At 73.4% G+C, this 16,610-nt stretch carries 13 protein-coding genes; 4 read left to right on the top strand and 9 right to left on the bottom strand.

Annotation, left to right across the window (positions count from 1 at the left end; translation table 11 throughout):
- Window positions 1-1,537 (top strand): APC family permease (locus GUY61_RS20885; protein ID WP_398956291.1); only part of this gene is annotated, 1,537 nt, incomplete at its 5' end.
- 632 nt (window positions 1,538-2,169) lie between these two features.
- Here GUY61_RS20885 and GUY61_RS20880 read toward each other — a convergent pair.
- The 4 genes from GUY61_RS20880 to gabT form a co-directional block, all read right to left on the bottom strand.
- Entirely contained in the window at window positions 2,170-3,360 is a 1,191-nt protein-coding gene (locus GUY61_RS20880) for an acyl-CoA dehydrogenase family protein (RefSeq protein ID WP_166631743.1), read from the bottom strand.
- A gap of 50 nt (window positions 3,361-3,410) precedes the next feature.
- Window positions 3,411-4,592, bottom strand: a complete 1,182-nt coding sequence (locus GUY61_RS20875) for a CaiB/BaiF CoA-transferase family protein (RefSeq protein WP_166631740.1) — start codon at window positions 4,590-4,592, stop codon at window positions 3,411-3,413.
- 94 nt (window positions 4,593-4,686) lie between these two features.
- Entirely contained in the window at window positions 4,687-6,207 is a 1,521-nt protein-coding gene (locus GUY61_RS20870) for an aldehyde dehydrogenase family protein (RefSeq protein WP_313896765.1), read from the bottom strand.
- Entirely contained in the window at window positions 6,204-7,616 is a 1,413-nt protein-coding gene (gabT, locus tag GUY61_RS20865) for a 4-aminobutyrate--2-oxoglutarate transaminase (protein WP_398956287.1), read from the bottom strand. The genes GUY61_RS20870 and gabT overlap by 4 nt, the downstream gene beginning before the upstream one ends.
- A 147-nt stretch (window positions 7,617-7,763) precedes the next feature.
- Here gabT and GUY61_RS20860 point away from each other — a divergent pair, with 147 nt between their 5' ends.
- Window positions 7,764-9,242, top strand: a complete 1,479-nt coding sequence (locus tag GUY61_RS20860) for a PucR family transcriptional regulator (protein WP_166631738.1) — start codon at window positions 7,764-7,766, stop codon at window positions 9,240-9,242.
- A gap of 277 nt (window positions 9,243-9,519) precedes the next feature.
- Here GUY61_RS20860 and GUY61_RS20855 read toward each other — a convergent pair whose 3' ends face one another.
- From GUY61_RS20855 to GUY61_RS20845, 3 genes are all read right to left on the bottom strand, one after another.
- Window positions 9,520-10,965 (bottom strand): glyceraldehyde-3-phosphate dehydrogenase, encoded by a 1,446-nt coding sequence (locus GUY61_RS20855; RefSeq protein WP_166631737.1) that lies wholly within the window; start codon window positions 10,963-10,965, stop codon window positions 9,520-9,522.
- 90 nt (window positions 10,966-11,055) lie between these two features.
- On the bottom strand, window positions 11,056-11,823 hold the full coding sequence (locus GUY61_RS20850) for a YwiC-like family protein (protein ID WP_208106253.1): 768 nt from the start codon (window positions 11,821-11,823) through the stop codon (window positions 11,056-11,058).
- Between the two features lie 203 nt (window positions 11,824-12,026).
- Window positions 12,027-12,836: a class II aldolase/adducin family protein gene (locus GUY61_RS20845; protein ID WP_166631736.1), complete on the bottom strand. Its 810-nt coding sequence runs from the start codon at window positions 12,834-12,836 to the stop codon at window positions 12,027-12,029.
- Between the two features lie 119 nt (window positions 12,837-12,955).
- Here GUY61_RS20845 and GUY61_RS20840 point away from each other — a divergent pair, with 119 nt between their 5' ends.
- Window positions 12,956-13,576 (top strand): TetR/AcrR family transcriptional regulator, encoded by a 621-nt coding sequence (locus GUY61_RS20840; RefSeq protein ID WP_166631735.1) that lies wholly within the window; start codon window positions 12,956-12,958, stop codon window positions 13,574-13,576.
- A 287-nt stretch (window positions 13,577-13,863) separates the two neighbouring features.
- Window positions 13,864-14,487, top strand: coding sequence for a TetR/AcrR family transcriptional regulator (locus tag GUY61_RS20835; RefSeq protein ID WP_166631734.1), 624 nt, complete (start codon window positions 13,864-13,866; stop codon window positions 14,485-14,487).
- Here the strand turns inward: GUY61_RS20835 and GUY61_RS20830 are convergent.
- On the bottom strand, window positions 14,445-15,875 hold the full coding sequence (locus GUY61_RS20830; RefSeq protein ID WP_166631733.1) for a GH1 family beta-glucosidase: 1,431 nt from the start codon (window positions 15,873-15,875) through the stop codon (window positions 14,445-14,447). The two genes, GUY61_RS20835 and GUY61_RS20830, sit on opposite strands and share 43 nt — an antisense overlap.
- Window positions 15,876-16,031: 156 nt before the next feature.
- Window positions 16,032-16,157 carry a hypothetical protein gene (locus GUY61_RS41235; protein ID WP_279576831.1) on the bottom strand — a complete coding sequence of 42 codons (126 nt, stop codon included), beginning with the start codon at window positions 16,155-16,157 and terminating at the stop codon, window positions 16,032-16,034.
- Window positions 16,158-16,610: the final 453 nt, after the last annotated feature.

Raw genomic sequence — 16,610 nt, 5'->3', positions numbered from 1 at the left:
AGCCTGCATGAGCCCCACCCCCGCCACCCCTACGGACAACGACGCGGAGCACCTCGCCTCGCTCGGCTACACGTCCGAGTTCAAGCGAGACATGAGCCCCTGGGCCAACTTCTCGCTCGGCTTCACCTACCTCTCGCCCGTCGTCGGCGTCTACTCGCTCTTCGCCTACGCTCTGGCCACCGGCGGGCCGCCGATGATCTGGAGCTTCGTCATCGTCGGCCTCGGCCAGCTGCTGGTCGCCCTGGTGTTCAGTGAGATCGTCGCCCAGTTCCCCGTCGCCGGCGGTGTGTACCCGTGGGCCCGTCGCCTCTGGGGGCGGCGCTGGGCCTGGATGACCGGCTGGGTGTACCTGATCGCTCTCCTGTGCACCATCGCGAGTGTCGTCTTCGGCGCGGGCCCCTACCTCGCCGCCACCTTCGGCTTCACCGCCACGGTGAACACCACCATCGTGTGCGCGCTGGTGATCCTGGCCCTCGCCACCGTGATCAACTTCCTGGGTACCAGGGTCCTGGCCATGGCAGCCCTGATCGGCTTCGTCGCGGAGATCGCCGGTGCCCTCGCGGTCGGCGGCTGGCTGCTGATCAGCCACCGGCACCACGACCTCGGAGTGCTCTTCGACGGCTTCGGTGCCCAGGGAGACCACAGCTACCTGTGGGCCTTCGCCGCGGCCGGGCTGATCGGCGTGTACCAGTACTACGGCTTCGAGGCGTGCGGCGACGTCGCAGAAGAGGTCCCCGACCCGGGGCGGCTGATCCCCAAGGCCATGCGCCGCACCATCTACATCGGGGGGTCCGCCGCCACCTTCGTCTGCCTGGCGCTGGTGCTCTCGGTCGCCGACATCCCCGCCGTGATCGCGGGCGAGGACGCCGACCCGGTGTCCAAGCTCCTCAACGACGCGTTCGGCACCGTCGGCTCCAAGATCGTCCTCGCCATCGTGCTGATCTCCTTCCTCTCCTGCGCGATGAGCCTGCAGGCCGCCGCGAGCCGGCTGGCGTTCAGCTACGGGCGCGACGACATGATCATGGGCAGCCGGCTGCTGCGGAAGTTCTCCCAGGCCAAGCACGTCCCGCCGTACTCCCTGCTGCTCGCCGCCGTGGTGCCCGCCGTCATCGTGATCGGCTCCAAGGCCTCCACCGATGCCCTGACCAAGGTGATCAGCTTCGCCGCCGTCGGCATCTACATCGGCTTCCAGATGGTGGTGCTCGCCGCACTGCGCGCCCGGCTCAAGGGCTGGCAGCCCAGCGGGAAGTACCGCCTCGGACGCTGGGGCCTGCCGGTGAACGTCGCGGCCCTCGCGTACGGCGTGATCGCCATCGTCAACATGTGCTGGCCGCGCACCCCAGGCACCCCCTGGTACGACAACTGGATCGTGCCGCTGTCCGCCGTGGTCGTCATCGGCACCGGCCTGGTCTACATGGCCGTGCATCGCACCTACGGGCGCAGCGACGCCCCTTACGACGACGCCGTCCCCAAGGCGGGAGCCGGCCCGGAGCGGGAGCCCGGCTCAGGGGCGGACCGTATGACGGTCGACGCCTGACCGGTACCTGCGTGACGCCGGCCTCCAGGACCAGGTTCGTGGTCCTGGAGGCCGGCGTTGCCGTATGGGGAGGGCGCCGGGGCCGACGCCCCAGGGACCGAGGGGCCGAAGGGGCCCGCATGAGCCGGGGAGCCGGGGAACGAGCCGGTCCGCTGCGGCCCGCGGCGCGGCGGTGGCCCCGCGATCGGCGGCGACCAGCAGGAGTCCTGCCTGCGGCGTCCTGTACGCGGCCGCAGCACTCACCCTGTCGAGGGCCGCCCCCGCCGGCCGCGCCGTTGTCGCCGGCCACGGCTCCGGAGCGGGCCGGGGCTGAGGCGACGAGGGTGGACTCGCGGCCGGGCGTCGCGTCCCCGGCGGCACCCGCGGTCGCACGGCCGCCCCGCCGGCGCGCGGCCCTCTGTCTGCCAGGCGCGCGGCCCCGTCCCCGCCCGCGGCCGGGAGACACCCGGTACCGGTGGGCCACAGGGCGGGGCCGCGGGCTGCGGGCACGCCCCGCCGGCACGGTGCCGGGCCGCACCCGCACCGGCCGCCGAACCCGCAGCACTTCGCCCCGCCGACCGACCGGTCGACGGGGCGAAGCGCTGCGGGGCCCGGACGGGTCCCCGTGCCGCCGCGGGCACGGGGTTGGTGCGTCAGCGGAAGGCCGCCTGGCCGGTGAGGGCCTGGCCGATGACCAGCGTGTGCATCTCGGGCGTGCCCTCGTACGTCAGCACCGACTCCAGGTTGTTCATGTGCCGGATCACCGGGTACTCCAGCGAGATCCCGTTGGCACCGAGGATCGTCCGCGCGGAGCGGCAGATCTCCAGCGCCTTGGTGACGTTGTTGAGCTTGCCCAGGCTCACCTGCTCCGGGCGCAACCCCACCGCGTCCTTGCGGCGGCCCAGGTGCAGCGCCAGCAGGGTTCCGTTGGTGAGCTCCACCGCCATCTGCGCCAGCTTCGCCTGCGTCAGCTGGAAACCGCCGATCGGGCGGCCGAACTGGGACCGCTCACCGGCGTATGCGAGCGCGGCCCGGAAGGCGCTGCGTGCCGCGCCCATGGAGCCCCAGAGGATCCCGTACCGCGCCTCGTTGAGGCAGGACAGCGGGCCGCGCAGGCCCCGCACCTCCGGCAGCGCGGCCGACCCGGGCAGGCGCACGGACTCCAGGACGAGTTCACTGGTCACCGAGGCACGCAGGGACATCTTGTGCTTGATGGTGCGGGCGCTGAAGCCCGCGGTGCCGGCCGGGACGACGAAGCCCCGCACACCCTCGTCGGTCTGCGCCCAGACCACCGCGACATCCGCGACGGAACCGTTGGTGATCCACATCTTGGTGCCGTCCAGCACCCAGTCGCCGCCGTCCCTGCGGGCCCTGGTGCGCATCGAGCCGGGGTCGGAGCCGTGATCGGGCTCGGTCAGGCCGAAGCAGCCGATGGCCTCGCCCGAGGCCATCCGCGGCAGCCACTCCCGCTTCTGCTCCTCACTGCCGTGCCGCCAGATCGCGTACATCGCCAGCGAGCCCTGCACACTCACCAGGGAACGGATGCCGGAGTCGCTGGCCTCCAGTTCCAGGCAGGCCAGGCCGTAGTCGACCGCGCTCATCCCGGGGCAGCCGTAGCCCTCCAGGTGCATGCCCAGCAGCCCCAACGTGCCCAGTTCCCTGGCGAGTTCGCGGATCACCGGCAACTCACCGGACTCGAACCACTCGGCGACGTACGGGTCGACGGCGCGGTCGCACACCTGGCGGACGGCCGCCCGGACCGCCTTCTCCTCGGGGCTGAGCAGGTCGTCGATACCGGCCAGGTCCAGCGGATCGGCCCTGCGGCCGGGGGTCTTCGTACTCATCGTGTCCATCGGGTTCGTCGAGCTCGCGGCGTTCGCCGGGTTCACGGTGTTCATCGGGGCACCTCTCGTGAGGGATGGGGCAGGGGAGGGGACTGCGGGTCGGCCAGCCAGGCCCGGACGCGTTCGCCGTCCGCACCGAGGCCGGGCGGCGGGGCCGCCGGGCGGACCATGGGGGTGGAGTAGGACGCCGGGTGGCGCGGCGAGGGCGTGCCGCCGCCGGCCGGCGCGGTGGTGGGGTCCAGGCCCAGCCGCTCGGCCAGGGCGAAGCCGTCGGCCACGGTGCCGACGCGGCCCGCCGGAACCGCCGCGGCGGTCAGGCGCTCCTGCCACACGGCACATTCCGCCGTGGCCAGCCGCTCCTCGAGCGCGGCCACCAGTGCCTCGCGGTTGGCCACCCGGGCGGCATTGGCGGCGAACCGCTCGTCCGCCGCCAGACCGGGCGCGCCGAGCACCGCCGCCATCCGCGCGAACTGGCCGTCGTTGCCGCACGCCACGGCGAGCAGCCCGTCACGGCAGCGCAGCGTCTCGTACGGGGCGATCGACGGGTGGCGGTTGCCCATCCGGCCCGGCGGACGGCCTGTCTCGAGGAACGACTGCGCCTGGTTGACCAGGGATCCCAGCAGGCTGGAGAGCAGGTTGACCTCGACCCGGCAGCCGCGCCCGGTGCGGGCCCTGCCCGCCAGCGCGGCGAGCACCGCCACGGCGGCGTCCTTGCCGGTGAGCACGTCCACCAGGGCGACACCCGCCTTGGTGGGCTCGCCGTCGGCGTCCCCGGTGATGCTCATCAGACCGCCGACCGCCTGCACCACGAAGTCGTAGCCGAGCAGGTCCGCGCCCGCTCCGCTGCCGAAACCGGTCACCGAGCAGTAGACGACACCGGGATTGCGGGCCGACACCTGGTCGTAGCCGAGGCCGTACCGGTCCAGGGTGCCGGGCCGGAAGTTCTCCACCAGTACGTCGGCGCGCCGGGCCAGTTCCCGGGCCGGCGCCAGATCGCCGCTGTCCGCCAGGTCGAGCGCGACACTCAGCTTGGAACGGTTGACGCTCTCGAAGTACGTCGTGGAGGACGCCGACCACGGAGGACCCCAGGACCGGGTGTCGTCGCCGGAACCCGGACGTTCCACCTTGACCACGGTGGCACCGAGGTCGGCCAGGGTCATCGTGCACAGCGGCCCGGCCAGCACCCGGCTGAAGTCGGCGACCAGGATCCCGTCCAGCGGGCCGCCGCTCATCGCACACCTCCCCGCAGGCCGGGAAGGCCGGGAAGGCCGGCGAGGACGCGGGCCCGGTGCGTCGCGGCCGCGCAGGGGCGGACCGTCCGGCGCCTCATGCGGCGGCTCCTTCCAGAATGCCGCCGACGCGGCGTGGCACCCGCCAGGGGTTGCCGTCGCGCAGCGGTTCGGGAAGCGCCGTCTGCGGCACGTCCTGGAGGGCCACCGGCCTGGTGAAACGATCCAGGGCCGCGGCGCCCACGCTGGTGGCGTCCGGGCGGCTCGTCGCGGGCCAGGGGCCGCCGTGCTGCTGCGCCCACGACGTCGCCACGCCGGTCGGCCAGCCGTCGACCACCACCCGGCCCGTCCGCCCGGACAGCAGCGCCACCAGCCACGGCAGGTCGGGGTCGGTGGCCCCGGCCGAGGCGACCGCCGCCGCCAGGCTCGGCTGGAGCCGCCCCAGCAACTCCCGCAACTGAGCCGCGCCGTCGTACTCCACGACCAGCGCCACCGGGCCGAAGCACTCCGCCAGCAGCGGCGAGCCGGGACGCAGTGCCTCGGCGGGTGCGGCGAGGACGGTGGGGGACGCCGTGAAGCCCTCCGCTGCGGCGGCCACCGAGGCGACCGGACGCGCGCCGGCCGCCACCAGGTCCGCGACGCCCTGCCGGTAGGCGGCGGCGATATTCTCCGTCAGCAGCCAGCCCGGCTCTGCCCCGGCCAGAGCCTCGCCCGCGGCCTCCGCGGCTCCGCTGCCGCGCGGTGCCAGCAGCAGACCGGGCTTGGTGCAGAACTGCCCCTGGCCCAGGGCGAAGGAGGCGGCGAAACCGGCCGCCGCCCGCCGGACACCGCCGTCCGTGGCACATGCGGCGGGGGTCAGCACCGCCGGGTTGACCGTGCCCATCTCGGCGAAGACCGGGACGGGCACGGACCGCCGCGCCGCCCGCTCCACGAGGGCCATGCCGCCGCTCTGGGATCCGGTGAACGCCACCGCGGCGACCTCCGGCGCGTCCACCAGGGCCAGACCCGCGTCGAAGCCGGTCACCAGGGCGAAGGCGCCGTCCGGGGCGCCGGCCCGGTGCAGCGCGGCCGTCACCGTGGCGCCGAGCCGTGCGCTCAGGCGCGGGTGCGCTGGGTGGGCCTTGGCCAGGACCGGGCATCCCGCCGCCAGCGCGGAGGCGGTGTCGTGCCCCGCCACCCCGAAGCCGAAGGGGAAGTTGCTCGCGCCGAACACCGCGACCGGGCCCAGTGGCCGGTTCATCCGGCGCAGGTCGGGGCCGCCGTCGCCGCTGTCGATGCGGACGTCCAGCCAGCCGCCCTCTGCGGCGACCGAACCGTAGAAGCGGGCCTGCGCCGCCGCGCGGCCGATCTCGCCGCGCAGCCGCTCCATGCCGAGCGCCGTCTCCTCGTCCGCCAGCGCGGCCAGTTCCGCGGCCTCGCGCTCCAGCGCCTCGGCCACCGCGCCCAGCCAGCCGGCCCGCACCGCAGGCGCCACGGCGGTGACCCGCTCGGCGTCCCGGGCCGCCGCCGCTGCCAGCCGGGCCACCTCGCCCGGCGCGGTGACGGCGGGGCCTTCGGTACTGGCACCGGTGCGCGGATCCCGGCTCACCTCGGCCTGTCCGGCCGCCGCGGGGCTCACGACGCGCTCCGGATCGAGGCGGCCAGCACGTCCAGTCCCTCGCGGAGCAGGTCCTCGGGAATGACCAGCGGCGGCAGCAGCCGGATGACATTGCCGTAGGTGCCGCACACCAGGGTGAGAACACCCTCCGCGTGGCACCGGGCGGCCACCGCCCGCGCCAGTTCCGCGTCCGGCTCCAGGGAGCCCGGGCGTACGAACTCGACGGCCATCATCGCCCCGCGGCCGCGCACCTCGGCCACCGCCGGCAGCTCGGCGGCCAGCGGCTCCAGTTGCTCGCGGACGGTCCTCTCGATCCGCCGGGCACGGTGCAGCAGCGTCCCGTCCGCCAGCATCTCCAGGACTCCGAGCGCCGCCGCGCAGGCCACCGGGTTGCCGGCGTACGTGCCGCCGAGCCCGCCGGGCGCCACCGCGTCCATCAGCTCGGCCCGGCCGGTGACCGCGGCCAGCGGCAGCCCGCCGCCGAGTGCCTTGGCCGTGCAGACCAGGTCGGGGACGATCCCCTCGTGCTCGGAGGCGAACACCGTCCCGGTGCGGCCCATCCCGGCCTGCACCTCGTCGGCGACCAGCACGATGCCGTGCTCGCGCGCGATGCGCTCCACACCCGCGAGGAACCCGGGCGCCGGCACCACGAACCCGCCCTCGCCCTGCAGCGGTTCCACGACCACCGCCGCGACCGTGTCCGCGCCGACACGCTCGAGCAGCTCCCGCAGCGCGGCGAGCGCCTGCTCCGCCACGCCGCCCGGACCGCCAGGACCGCGCAGCGGACAGGCGTAAGGGGCCCGGTGCACCTCGCCGGGGAAGGGCCCGAAGCCGCTCTTGTACGGCACCTCCTTGGCGGTCATCGCCAGTGTCATCATGCTCCGGCCGTGGTAGGCGTGGTCGAAGACCACCACGCCGGGGCGGCCGGTTGCCGCACGGGCGATCTTGACGGCGTTCTCCACCGCCTCAGCGCCGGTGGAGAACAGCGCGGTCCGCTTGGGGTGGTCGCCGGGCGTGAGCGCGTTCAGCCGCTCGGCGACCTCCACGTAGCCGTCGTACTCGGTCACCAGGAAGCAGGTGTGGGTGAAGCGGGCCGCCTGCTCCCGCACCCGGGTGACCACGGCGGGGGCGCTGGCCCCCACGCTGGTCACCGCGATGCCGGAGGCGAAGTCGATCAGGTGGTTGCCGTCCACGTCCACGAGGACGCCACCGCCCGCCCGCTCCACGAAGACCGGCAGCGTGACGCCCAGCCCGTTCGGCAGCGCGGCGTCGCGGCGCCGCTGCAACTGCCGCGAGCGGGGGCCGGGGAGCGCGGTGCGCAGGATGCGGCGCTGCTCGGGCTGCGGAACGGCGGGGGAGGTGAGCGGCGCGGAGGTGAGCGGCGCGCTCGGCCCGGGAGAGGGCGCGGCAAAGGAGACGTCGTTGGTCACGGGGGTCCTTCCGAGAGCCGGAGACCTGAGGATCGTGCGCCGCATCGTAGGCACCGCCGCGACCCCGGGACCCTGGACGATCCGACCGGATCGGCGCACACATGGTGCAGAATGCACAACACTGATCCGCGACCCGGGAGGAAGCCCGTGCCGACCCTCGACGTACTGGTGCGTGCCCTCGGCGACGACCTCGCGCCGGTCTTCCCCGAGAACCCCATGCCCCGCCGAGAGGTCACCGGCGTCCACGTGAGCGAGCTGACCGACCCGACCCCCTACCTGTCCGGCGGCGAACTGCTGCTCACCACCGGCATGGGCCTGACCGGCCAGACCACCCAGGCCCGCGCCTACGCCACCAGGCTGGCGGGCCACGGCATCGCGGGCCTCGGCCTCGGCCTGGGACCGGTGCACTCCTCCGTGCCGGGAACACTGATCGAGGCGTGCTCCGACGCCGGGCTGCCGCTGCTGACCGTGCCCGCCCCGACGCCGTTCCTGGTGGTCGCACGCACCTACTGGTCACTCCTGGCCGCCGCCGGACAGGAGGAACTCACCGCCGCCCTCGGCGCCCACCGGGACCTGGTCAGGGCCGCGGCCGGGCCGGCTCCCGCATCGGCCGTGGTGCGCATCCTGGCCGCCGCCGTCGAGGGCTGGGCCGCCCGGCTCGGCCCGGCGGGCGAGGTGCTCGAGGTCTGGCCGCGCGGTCGCCGCGCCAGCGCCCGCGAGGTCGCCGACGAGGCCGCCAGGCTGCGCGCCGCGGGCCCGCACTCCTCGGCGACCTTCCCGCTCGGCGACGAGGACGTGGTGCTGCACCCGCTGGCCGGACGCGGCCGGCTCAGCGGGTTCGTGGCCACCGGCTGCCCCCGCCCCATGCGGGCGGCCGACCGGCAACTCGTGCTCACCGCCTGCGCGTTGCTGGCCCTCCAGAGCGAGCAGCAGCGCCGCGGTACCGCCGCCTCACGGGCCTCCCGCGCCTGCGTGGCCCGGCTGCTGCTGAGCGGCCGTGCCGACGCGGCCCGCTCGCTCGCGGCGGAACTCGACCTGTGCACGCTTCCGCGCCGGGTACGCGTGCTGGGCCTGGCCGGGCCGGCCGGCGCCGCGGACGACATCCTCGACGCCCTGGAGCCGGCCGTCGCCGCACCCCACCGCCAGCTGATCGCCCTGGCCGAACCCGACGAGGTATGGGCACTGCTCGACCCGGCCGACGTACCCACCGCCCTCGAGGCGGTCCGCCGCCTCACCACGGAACACCCCGTGAGGGCGAAGGCGCTGCTCGGGGCGGAGACGGGGCTGTCCGAGCTGCATCACCAGCCGGCCGCGCTGCGCCGGGCCCTCGCGGCGCAGTCCGCCGGGACGCTGCGCGACATGAGCGCGGAGGGCGAGGACACACGTACCGCCGCGCCCTCGCTGGAACCGCTGCTGTCCTACCGCCGCGCGGACCTCGTCCCGGCGGTGGCCGCCTACCTGCGTCACCGCGGGCAGTGGGAACGGGCCGCCGCCGACCTGGGCGTGCACCGCAACACCCTGCGCCACCGCATGGGTACGGCCGTCCGGCTGCTCGGCGCCGATCTCGACGACCCGGACGTCGCCAGCCGCACCTGGCTGGCGATGCGGGAGAGGGGCCTGGCCTGACCGCGGTGCCGCCCCGGATCGGGCCCGGCGGTCATACGGTCCGCGGGGTCCGAGGGCCGGCGCGCCCGAAGGCGGAGGGCCGGCGCGCCCGAAGGCCCACGGGTTGGCGCGCCCGAAGGTCCGGGAGTCCGCGAGTGCGCCGGCATGCCCGTTCCAGGCCGGCCGTTCCGCCCCGCGGCGCCGACGGGTGGGCGGGGTGGCCGCCGGATGCCCTCAGGACCGGTTGCCCCCACCCCGCCCCGCCGGGGCCAGAGGTGGGGGCGGCCGGTCCGCCGGATCAGACCGCCGGGGCCGGGTAGGTCGGGTACTCCACCCCGGAGACGTGCTGCACGACGCGGACGACCTGGCAGGAGTAGCCGAACTCGTTGTCGTACCACAGGTAGAGGATCGCGTTGTCGCCCTCGACCTTGGTGGCGCCGGCGTCGACGATCGAGGCGTGGCGCGAGCCGATGAAGTCGCTGGAGACCGCGTCGGGAGCGCTGATGAAGTCGATCTGGCGCTTGAGCGGGGAGGTCAGCGACACATCGCGGAGGTAGTCGAGGACCTCCTCGCGGGTGGTCTCGCGCGCGAGCTGCAGGTTCAGGATCGCGATCGAGACGTCCGGCACCGGCACGCGGATCGAGCTGCCGGTGATCCGTGCCTTGAGGTCGGGCAGGGCCTTGGCGACGGCGGAGGCGGCACCGGTCTCGGTGATCACCATGTTGAGCGGCGCGGAACGGCCGCGGCGGTCGGACTTGTGGTAGTTGTCCAGCAGGTTCTGGTCGTTCGTGAACGAGTGGACCGTCTCCACGTGGCCGCGCAGGACGCCGTACTCGTCCTCCATCGCCTTCAGCGGCGGCACGATCGCGTTGGTGGTGCAGGACGCGCAGGAGATGATCTGCTCGTCCGGCTTGATCATGTCGTGGTTGACGCCGTGGACGATGTTGGGGACGTCGCCCTTGCCGGGGGCGGTCAGGACGACCTTGTCGATGCCGGGGCGGAGGTGCTTCGACAGTCCCTCGCGGTCGCGCCACCTGCCGGTGTTGTCGATGAGGATGGCGTCCTTGATGCCGTACGCCGTGTAGTCCACCGAGGTCGGGTCGTCGGAGTAGATCACCTGGATCTCGTTGCCGTTGGCGATGATCCTGCTGTTCGCCTCGTCGACGGTGATCGTGCCGTGGAACTGGCCGTGGATGGAGTCGCGGCGCAGCAGCGAGGCGCGCTTGACGAGGTCCTGGCCGGCGGCCTTGCGTACGACGATGGCGCGCAGCCGCAGACCGTTGCCGGAGCCGGCCTTCTCGATGAGCAGGCGGGCCAGGAGGCGGCCGATGCGGCCGAACCCGTACAGGACGACGTCGCGCGCCTCACGGCGCTCGATCTTGTTGGCCCCGGTGGCGCCGGCGACGGCCTCGGCGGTGAACTCCGCGACCGAGAGGCCGCGGCCGTCGGTCTTGTACGTCGCGGCGAGCATGCCGATGTCGATCTGGGACGGGCCGAGATCGAGGGTGGTGAGAGCTTGCAGGAACGGCAGCGTCTCGGTGACCGAGAGTTCCTCATCGGCGATCTGCCGGGCGAATCGGTGGGTCTTGAGGATGCTGACCACCGACTTGTTCACCAAGGAGCGGCTGTGCAGCAGGACCGTGACGTCCCGCTCCCGGTGCAGCTTCCCGATGATGGGGATCATCGACTCCGCGATCTCCTCGCGGTTCTTCCAATTGGTGAACGAGTCCTCGTTGACAGTCACAGGTTCATCTTTCGAGCTAGGCGGTGCTCATATGCTAACCGCCCGCCAGTTTGATCTTTCAATTGGTGCCACGGAAGCGATGCCGCGGCCTCACCCCTCCACGATCGCGACGGACGCGAGGAGCAGAGCCGAGGCGGCCGTCTCGACCAGACCGGTCTGTTTCGGACCGAGTCCGCGCCGTGGCAGCACGACGGCGCGGACCAGATAGCCGGCGAAGGGGACGGCGTACGGCAGGGCCACCAGGCCGGCCGCCACCAGGGCGGCGGCGTGGAAGCCGGCCGACACGGCCAGCATCCGCGGGTTGCCGCGCTCGCGGATGCTGGTCCTGACGAAGAGCAGCGACCCGGTGAAGTAGAGAAGGGTCACCAGGAAGGTGCCGGTGACCCGCCAGGGCGTCACCCCGGCGGCCACGGCGACGACGGGGAGAACGAGCGCCGCGGCGAGGACCGAGACGAGGCCGTTCACCAGTGCCCGGTCGCGCCGGGCGGAGGCGAAGACCGCGTTGACCCCGAGCACCACGGCGAAGACCGGCCCGAAGAGAAGCAGTTCCGGCCGTGCGGCGAGGGTGGTGACACCGGCTGCCAGGGTGACACCGCCGTAGAGGAACACCTGGGCGCGGACCCTTTCGAGGCGATGTGTCTTGACCGCCAGCAGGGCGAAGTAGGACAGCATGTAGCCGCTCAGCCAGGCGAGGAGGAGCGGCAGCTGCACCCACGAGGCCCCGACGGTGATCAGGCCCGCGAGGTACGGGACGAGCAGCATGGCCCAGGCGCCGTGCTGCGGGGGCACCCACTGCCCACGCCGGTGGCCCCGCGCCGGGACGGCCCGGCCCCTGTCGGCGGAGGAGGGCATGCTCATCGCGGTCCTTGGTGTGAGCCCGGTGGCCGGGCGGGCGAGCACGCCCGCCGCGGCGTGAGTCACTGAACGGTAAGGCGTTCCCCCGTCGCGGTGCGTGTGCCGAACCGCCCGGCCCGGGGGGTGCCGTCCGGCCCCGGACGACGGCGCGAGCGGGGACCAGCGGCCCCTTGCGCCGGAGCCGTGGTCCGAGTGGAGGAGCGGCGTCAGTCGAACAGGTCCGGGTCCGAGACGACGATCTGGTCCCACAGCGGCTGTGCCTGGAACCAGCCCGCGCTGTGTGTGCCGACCTGTTCCCGGGTCGCCAGCGCCACGTCACGGGGAATGTGCTTCGGCGTTCCGGCGGCCATGGCGAGCAGCTGGGCCTGGCAGGAGCGCTCCATGGTGACGAACCACCACACGGCCTCCGCGACCGAGTGGCCGACGGTCAGCAGACCGTGGTTCTGCAGGATGACCGCCTTGTGGGGGCCGAGGGCCTCGCCGATGCGCCGGCCCTCCTCGAGTTCGCCGACCACACCCCGGTAGTCCGCGTACAGGCCGTGGTCCTCGAAGAACGCGCAGGCGTCCTGGGTGATCGGGTCCAGCGGGACACCGAGGCTGGCGAACGCCTTGCCGTGCAGCGAATGCGCGTGCGCGGCCGCGACCGCGTCCGGGCGGGCGGCGTGCACCTGGGAGTGGATCACGAAGGCCGCCCGGTTCACCGGGCGGTCGCCGTGCAGCACCGTGCCCGAGTGGTCGACCAGGATCAGATCGGAGGCCTTGATCTGGTTGAAGCTCATGCCGAACGGATTGACCCAGAAGGCCCGCGGATTCCCCGGGTCGCGCACGGTGATGTGCCCGGCCACGCCCTCCGAGAAGCCGAACCTGCCGAACAGCCGAAAGCCGGCGGCGAGTTGCTGCTTGCGGTAGGTCCGCTCCTCCTCGACCGAGTCGAAGACCGGGGGCGCGGGGAACGCCAGGCCTCCGGATCCGGGTCCGGCGGCAGGACCTGAGTTCTCCGACAGGATGGTCGTCATGGAGTGCTCCCGGGGTCGGTGGGCGACGGTCCGCCCTATCGGATACATCGATGTATCGGATACGTCCGCGTATCCTGACGGAGGCGCGGAGACAGCGTCAAGGCTCAGGAAGGGATGCGATGCCCAGAGGCACGACGAAGCGACGTCCCCGGACCACGGCCGCGCTGCTCGGCGCGGCGCTGGAGGTGTTCGCCGAGCGGGGCTTCCACGCGGCGACGATCGAGCAGATCTGCGAGCGGGCCGGCTATACGCGAGGCGCCTTCTACTCCAACTTCAAGACCAAGGAAGAGCTGTTCTTCGCCCTGTTCGACGCACACAGCGAGCGCGTGGTCACCAGCCTCAAGGCCCTGGTCGAGGAGGTGGGCAGCGACGCCCCGGCGCTCGGCCGCTTCGCCGAACTGCTCTCCCGGATCGAACCGGGCGAACGCGCCTGGTACCTGGTCTCGACGGAGTTCACCCTGTACGCCATCCGTCATCCCGAGGCCGCGCGGGTGCTGGCGGAGCATGACGCGCGGCTGCGGGCCGAGATCTCCCGGCTGCTCGTCGACGTCCTCCACCGCGCCGGCCGCAGCGTCGACGTCGACCCCGATCAGCTGGCCCGCCTGCTGGTCGCGATGCGGGAGGGCGGGCTCGCCCAGAGCTACGTCGAGCCGGACCGGCTGCCCCCGGGCGAACTCGAACGGCGATTCCTGCCGACGCTGTTGCTCGGCGTCTCCACCGAGCGGGGCGGCGACACCTGACCCGGCCAGGCCCGGCCCCCGGTCCGGACGGAACCGACCGGCCCACTCGGTGTCCCGGCGGGTCCGCGCTTCCCGTCGGCCCCGCCGGATTCCGGCCGTCTCCGCTCCGGCGTGCCGCGATGACGTCCTCGGAGTGTTCACGTGGCCGAGCCCCGGCTGCCCGGCGGTGCCGATCATGGCGTCGGCGGCCGCCGAAGTCTCCGGCGTGCCGCAACCCACCGGCGGCGCCCGCGTCCTGCCGCCGACCGGGGCCGTGGCCGTCATGGTCACGGCACTAGGCTGGGCGGATGCCGAAGCTGGTGGACCACGAGAGCAGGCGGGCGGAGTTGCTGGCGGCCACCTGGCGGGTGGTCCGTGCCCGCGGGGTGGAGGGGACCACCACCCGGGCCATCGCCGACGAGGCGGGCTGTTCGCTGAGCGTCCTCGCCCATTTCCTCGGCGGCAAGGACGACATCCTGGTCGCGGCTCAGACGGCCGTCTACAGCCGCATCGTCGGGCGTGCCTTCGGGCTGGGCGGAGACCTGTTCGGCCTCGACGCGCTGCGCGTGGCCCTGGACGCGGTGCTTCCCCTCGACGAGGAGCGGGCCGCCGACGCGCATGTCAACGTGGCCTTCGCCGGGGCGGCGCTGTCCAGCCCGCGGCTGGCCGCGGCGCGGCGGGACTCGCACCGGGAGATTCGGGAACTGCTGCGCGTCTGCATGCGCGAGGCGCGGGAGCGCGGCGAACTCCGGCCCGGTGTCGAGGACGACGACGTCATCGACGACTTCATCATCCTCGTCGAGGGAAGCACGCTGCTCAGCCTCGTCGACGGGTGGGCCGAGGAAGGCCGCGGCGAGCGTCTGCCGCGTCTCGCCACGGCCTTCGTCGATCAGCTGAGGGCGCCTGCGGACCCGGTGCCGTCACGCTCCTGAGACGGGGCCGCGGGCTGGGCGGCGATGACGTCGCGGAACCAGTACCAGGAGTCCTTGCGCGTCCGCCGCAGGGTCGCTCGGTCGACGTGCACGAGGCCGAACCGTTCGTCGTAGCCGGCGGCCCACTCGAAGTTGTCGAACGCCGACCACACGTAGTAGCCGCGCACGTCGACACCGTCGGCGATCGCGTCGCCGACAGCCCGCAAGTGCGCGTCCAGGTAGGCGATCCTGCGGGGATCGGCGACCCTTCCGCCGTCGTCGGGACCGGCGTCGTGGAAGGACGCGCCGTTCTCGGTGACGACCAGGGGCGGCAGCGACGGGTAGCGGTCGCGCAGTTCCCGCAGGATGCCGGTCAGCGCGGACGGCACGATCGCCCAGCCGAAGTCGGTGCGCTCGGCTCCCTCCACCGGCACGGGGGAGAACGGCAGTCCCTCGGGGAAGTCGACCTCCATCACACCGCGGTAGTCCTTGCCCTCGCGCGGAGCCTCGATCACCGTCGGCTCGTAGAAGTTGACACCGTAGAAGTCGAGCGGGGCGCTGATGAGTTCGAGGTCCTCGGCGAGTCGGCCGCCGGACGTGCCGACACCGGCCCGGATCAGCTCGTGGGGGTAGTCGCCGAGCAGGACGGGATCGGAGAAGGTCCAGTTCGTCAGGTCGGAGAAGATCGCGGCGGCCTCGACGTCGGCCGGGTCGTCGCTCGCGGGGGAGACCGGGAAGTGCTGCCCCGCGACACCGACGGCGGCTGCCCCGTGGGCGCGCAGCACCTGGACGGCGAGACCGTGCGCCAGGAGCTGGTGGTGCGCGGCGGGCAGCGCGGCCAGGCCGAGCCCGCGGGCGGGCGCGTGGTCGGTCAGCGCGTACCCGTAGAGGGTGTGGACGTTCATCTCGTTCATCGTGATCCAGTGCCTGACCCGGTCGCCGAGCCGTTCCGCCAGCACGCTCGTGTACTCGGCGAACGCGAGGGCCGTGTCCCGGTTCAGCCAGCCACCGGTGTCCTCCAGCGCCTGGGGCAGGTCCCAGTGGTAGAGCGTCGGGACCGGGCGCACCCCCGCCTCCAGGAGACGGTCCACCAGGCGGTCGTAGAAGTCGAGTCCCAGGGGATTGACGGCGGCGGTGCCCCGGGGCATCACGCGGGGCCAGGAGAAGGAGAAACGGTAGTCGTGGGTGCCGGCCTCCGCGATGTGCCGTACGTCCTCCCCGTACCGGTGGTAGTGGTCGATGGCGGTCGTGGCGTCCTCGCCGTGGCGGACGGTGCCGGGACGCGCGGTGAGGGTGTCCCAGATGCTGGGGCCCTTGCCGTCGATGCCGGCCGCGCCCTCGATCTGGTAGGCCGAGGTCGACATGCCGAACCGGAAGCCCGGCGGGAGTATGGGGATCGAGGCAGACACGAAGGTCCTCCCAGGTCTGGTCGTGTGTCAGGTGACGTCGCGCAGCCGTGGCGGACGGGCCGGCGCGAGGAGTGCGACGGCATACGGGGCCGCCCATGGCCGCCGTACCCGCGACGGGAACCGCGCCCGCCTCCGCCCCGGGATGCGCGAGGGCCGTCACGCGCCCTCCCGCGCGGCCGGTCCGGAGAGCGCACCGCCGGCGAGTGCCACGGCGAGTCCTTTGGCCGGTATTCGTCGTCCGGACACGATCACCATCACCCGGCCGTCCCTTTGGTCGATCATTTGATCCAACAAGGCGGTAGGTTAGGGGCCGGTGGGGCGGTTCGGCCAGTGAGCGGTACGAGTCTTGACGAAGGAGCAACCAGAACCCCTCCCCCGCAGTCGACGCGAGGCCCGGCTCCACCGCCGCCCAGGACGCCTCGGCGCTGGAGGCTACCGTCGGCCTGACACTCCGTCACCGGTGTCACCGGCCCTCAACAGGCCGTCCGGCGCGGGCCGTTCCGGCCGAGGCGCCCGTGCGGCGGTCGGTGGGGGCGCGGCCGCGGCGATGCGGCCCGTCGTGTCCGGTTGTGGCCGGACCGGGGCTGGACACGGCCTCCCCGGAACGGCCCTGCCTCCCCGGAACGGCCGCCTGGCGCGGTCACGCCGGCGACGGTCGTCGCGGTGCCTGAGAAGGGTGCCCCGTGTGCGCACGGGCCATTCGGGGAAAGGTGGGCCCCGGTCCCGGCCCGGCAG

Source organism: Streptomyces sp. GC420 (assembly GCF_009916105.1).
Lineage (GTDB): Bacteria > Actinomycetota > Actinomycetes > Streptomycetales > Streptomycetaceae > Streptomyces.
The sequence above is the reverse complement of the archived record's forward strand: the minus strand, read 5'-3'. Positions and strand labels throughout refer to the sequence as shown.

Coding starts and splice junctions, on each gene's coding strand:
- GUY61_RS41235 (WP_279576831.1), bottom strand. CDS start 16,157: ATGATCGACCAAAGGGACGGCCGGGTGATGGTGATCGTGTCCGGACGA.
- GUY61_RS20850 (WP_208106253.1), bottom strand. CDS start 11,823: ATGAGCATGCCCTCCTCCGCCGACAGGGGCCGGGCCGTCCCGGCGCGG.
- GUY61_RS20835 (WP_166631734.1), top strand. CDS start 13,864: ATGCCGAAGCTGGTGGACCACGAGAGCAGGCGGGCGGAGTTGCTGGCG.
- GUY61_RS20845 (WP_166631736.1), bottom strand. CDS start 12,836: ATGACGACCATCCTGTCGGAGAACTCAGGTCCTGCCGCCGGACCCGGA.
- GUY61_RS20840 (WP_166631735.1), top strand. CDS start 12,956: ATGCCCAGAGGCACGACGAAGCGACGTCCCCGGACCACGGCCGCGCTG.
- GUY61_RS20880 (WP_166631743.1), bottom strand. CDS start 3,360: ATGAGTACGAAGACCCCCGGCCGCAGGGCCGATCCGCTGGACCTGGCC.
- GUY61_RS20875 (WP_166631740.1), bottom strand. CDS start 4,592: ATGAGCGGCGGCCCGCTGGACGGGATCCTGGTCGCCGACTTCAGCCGG.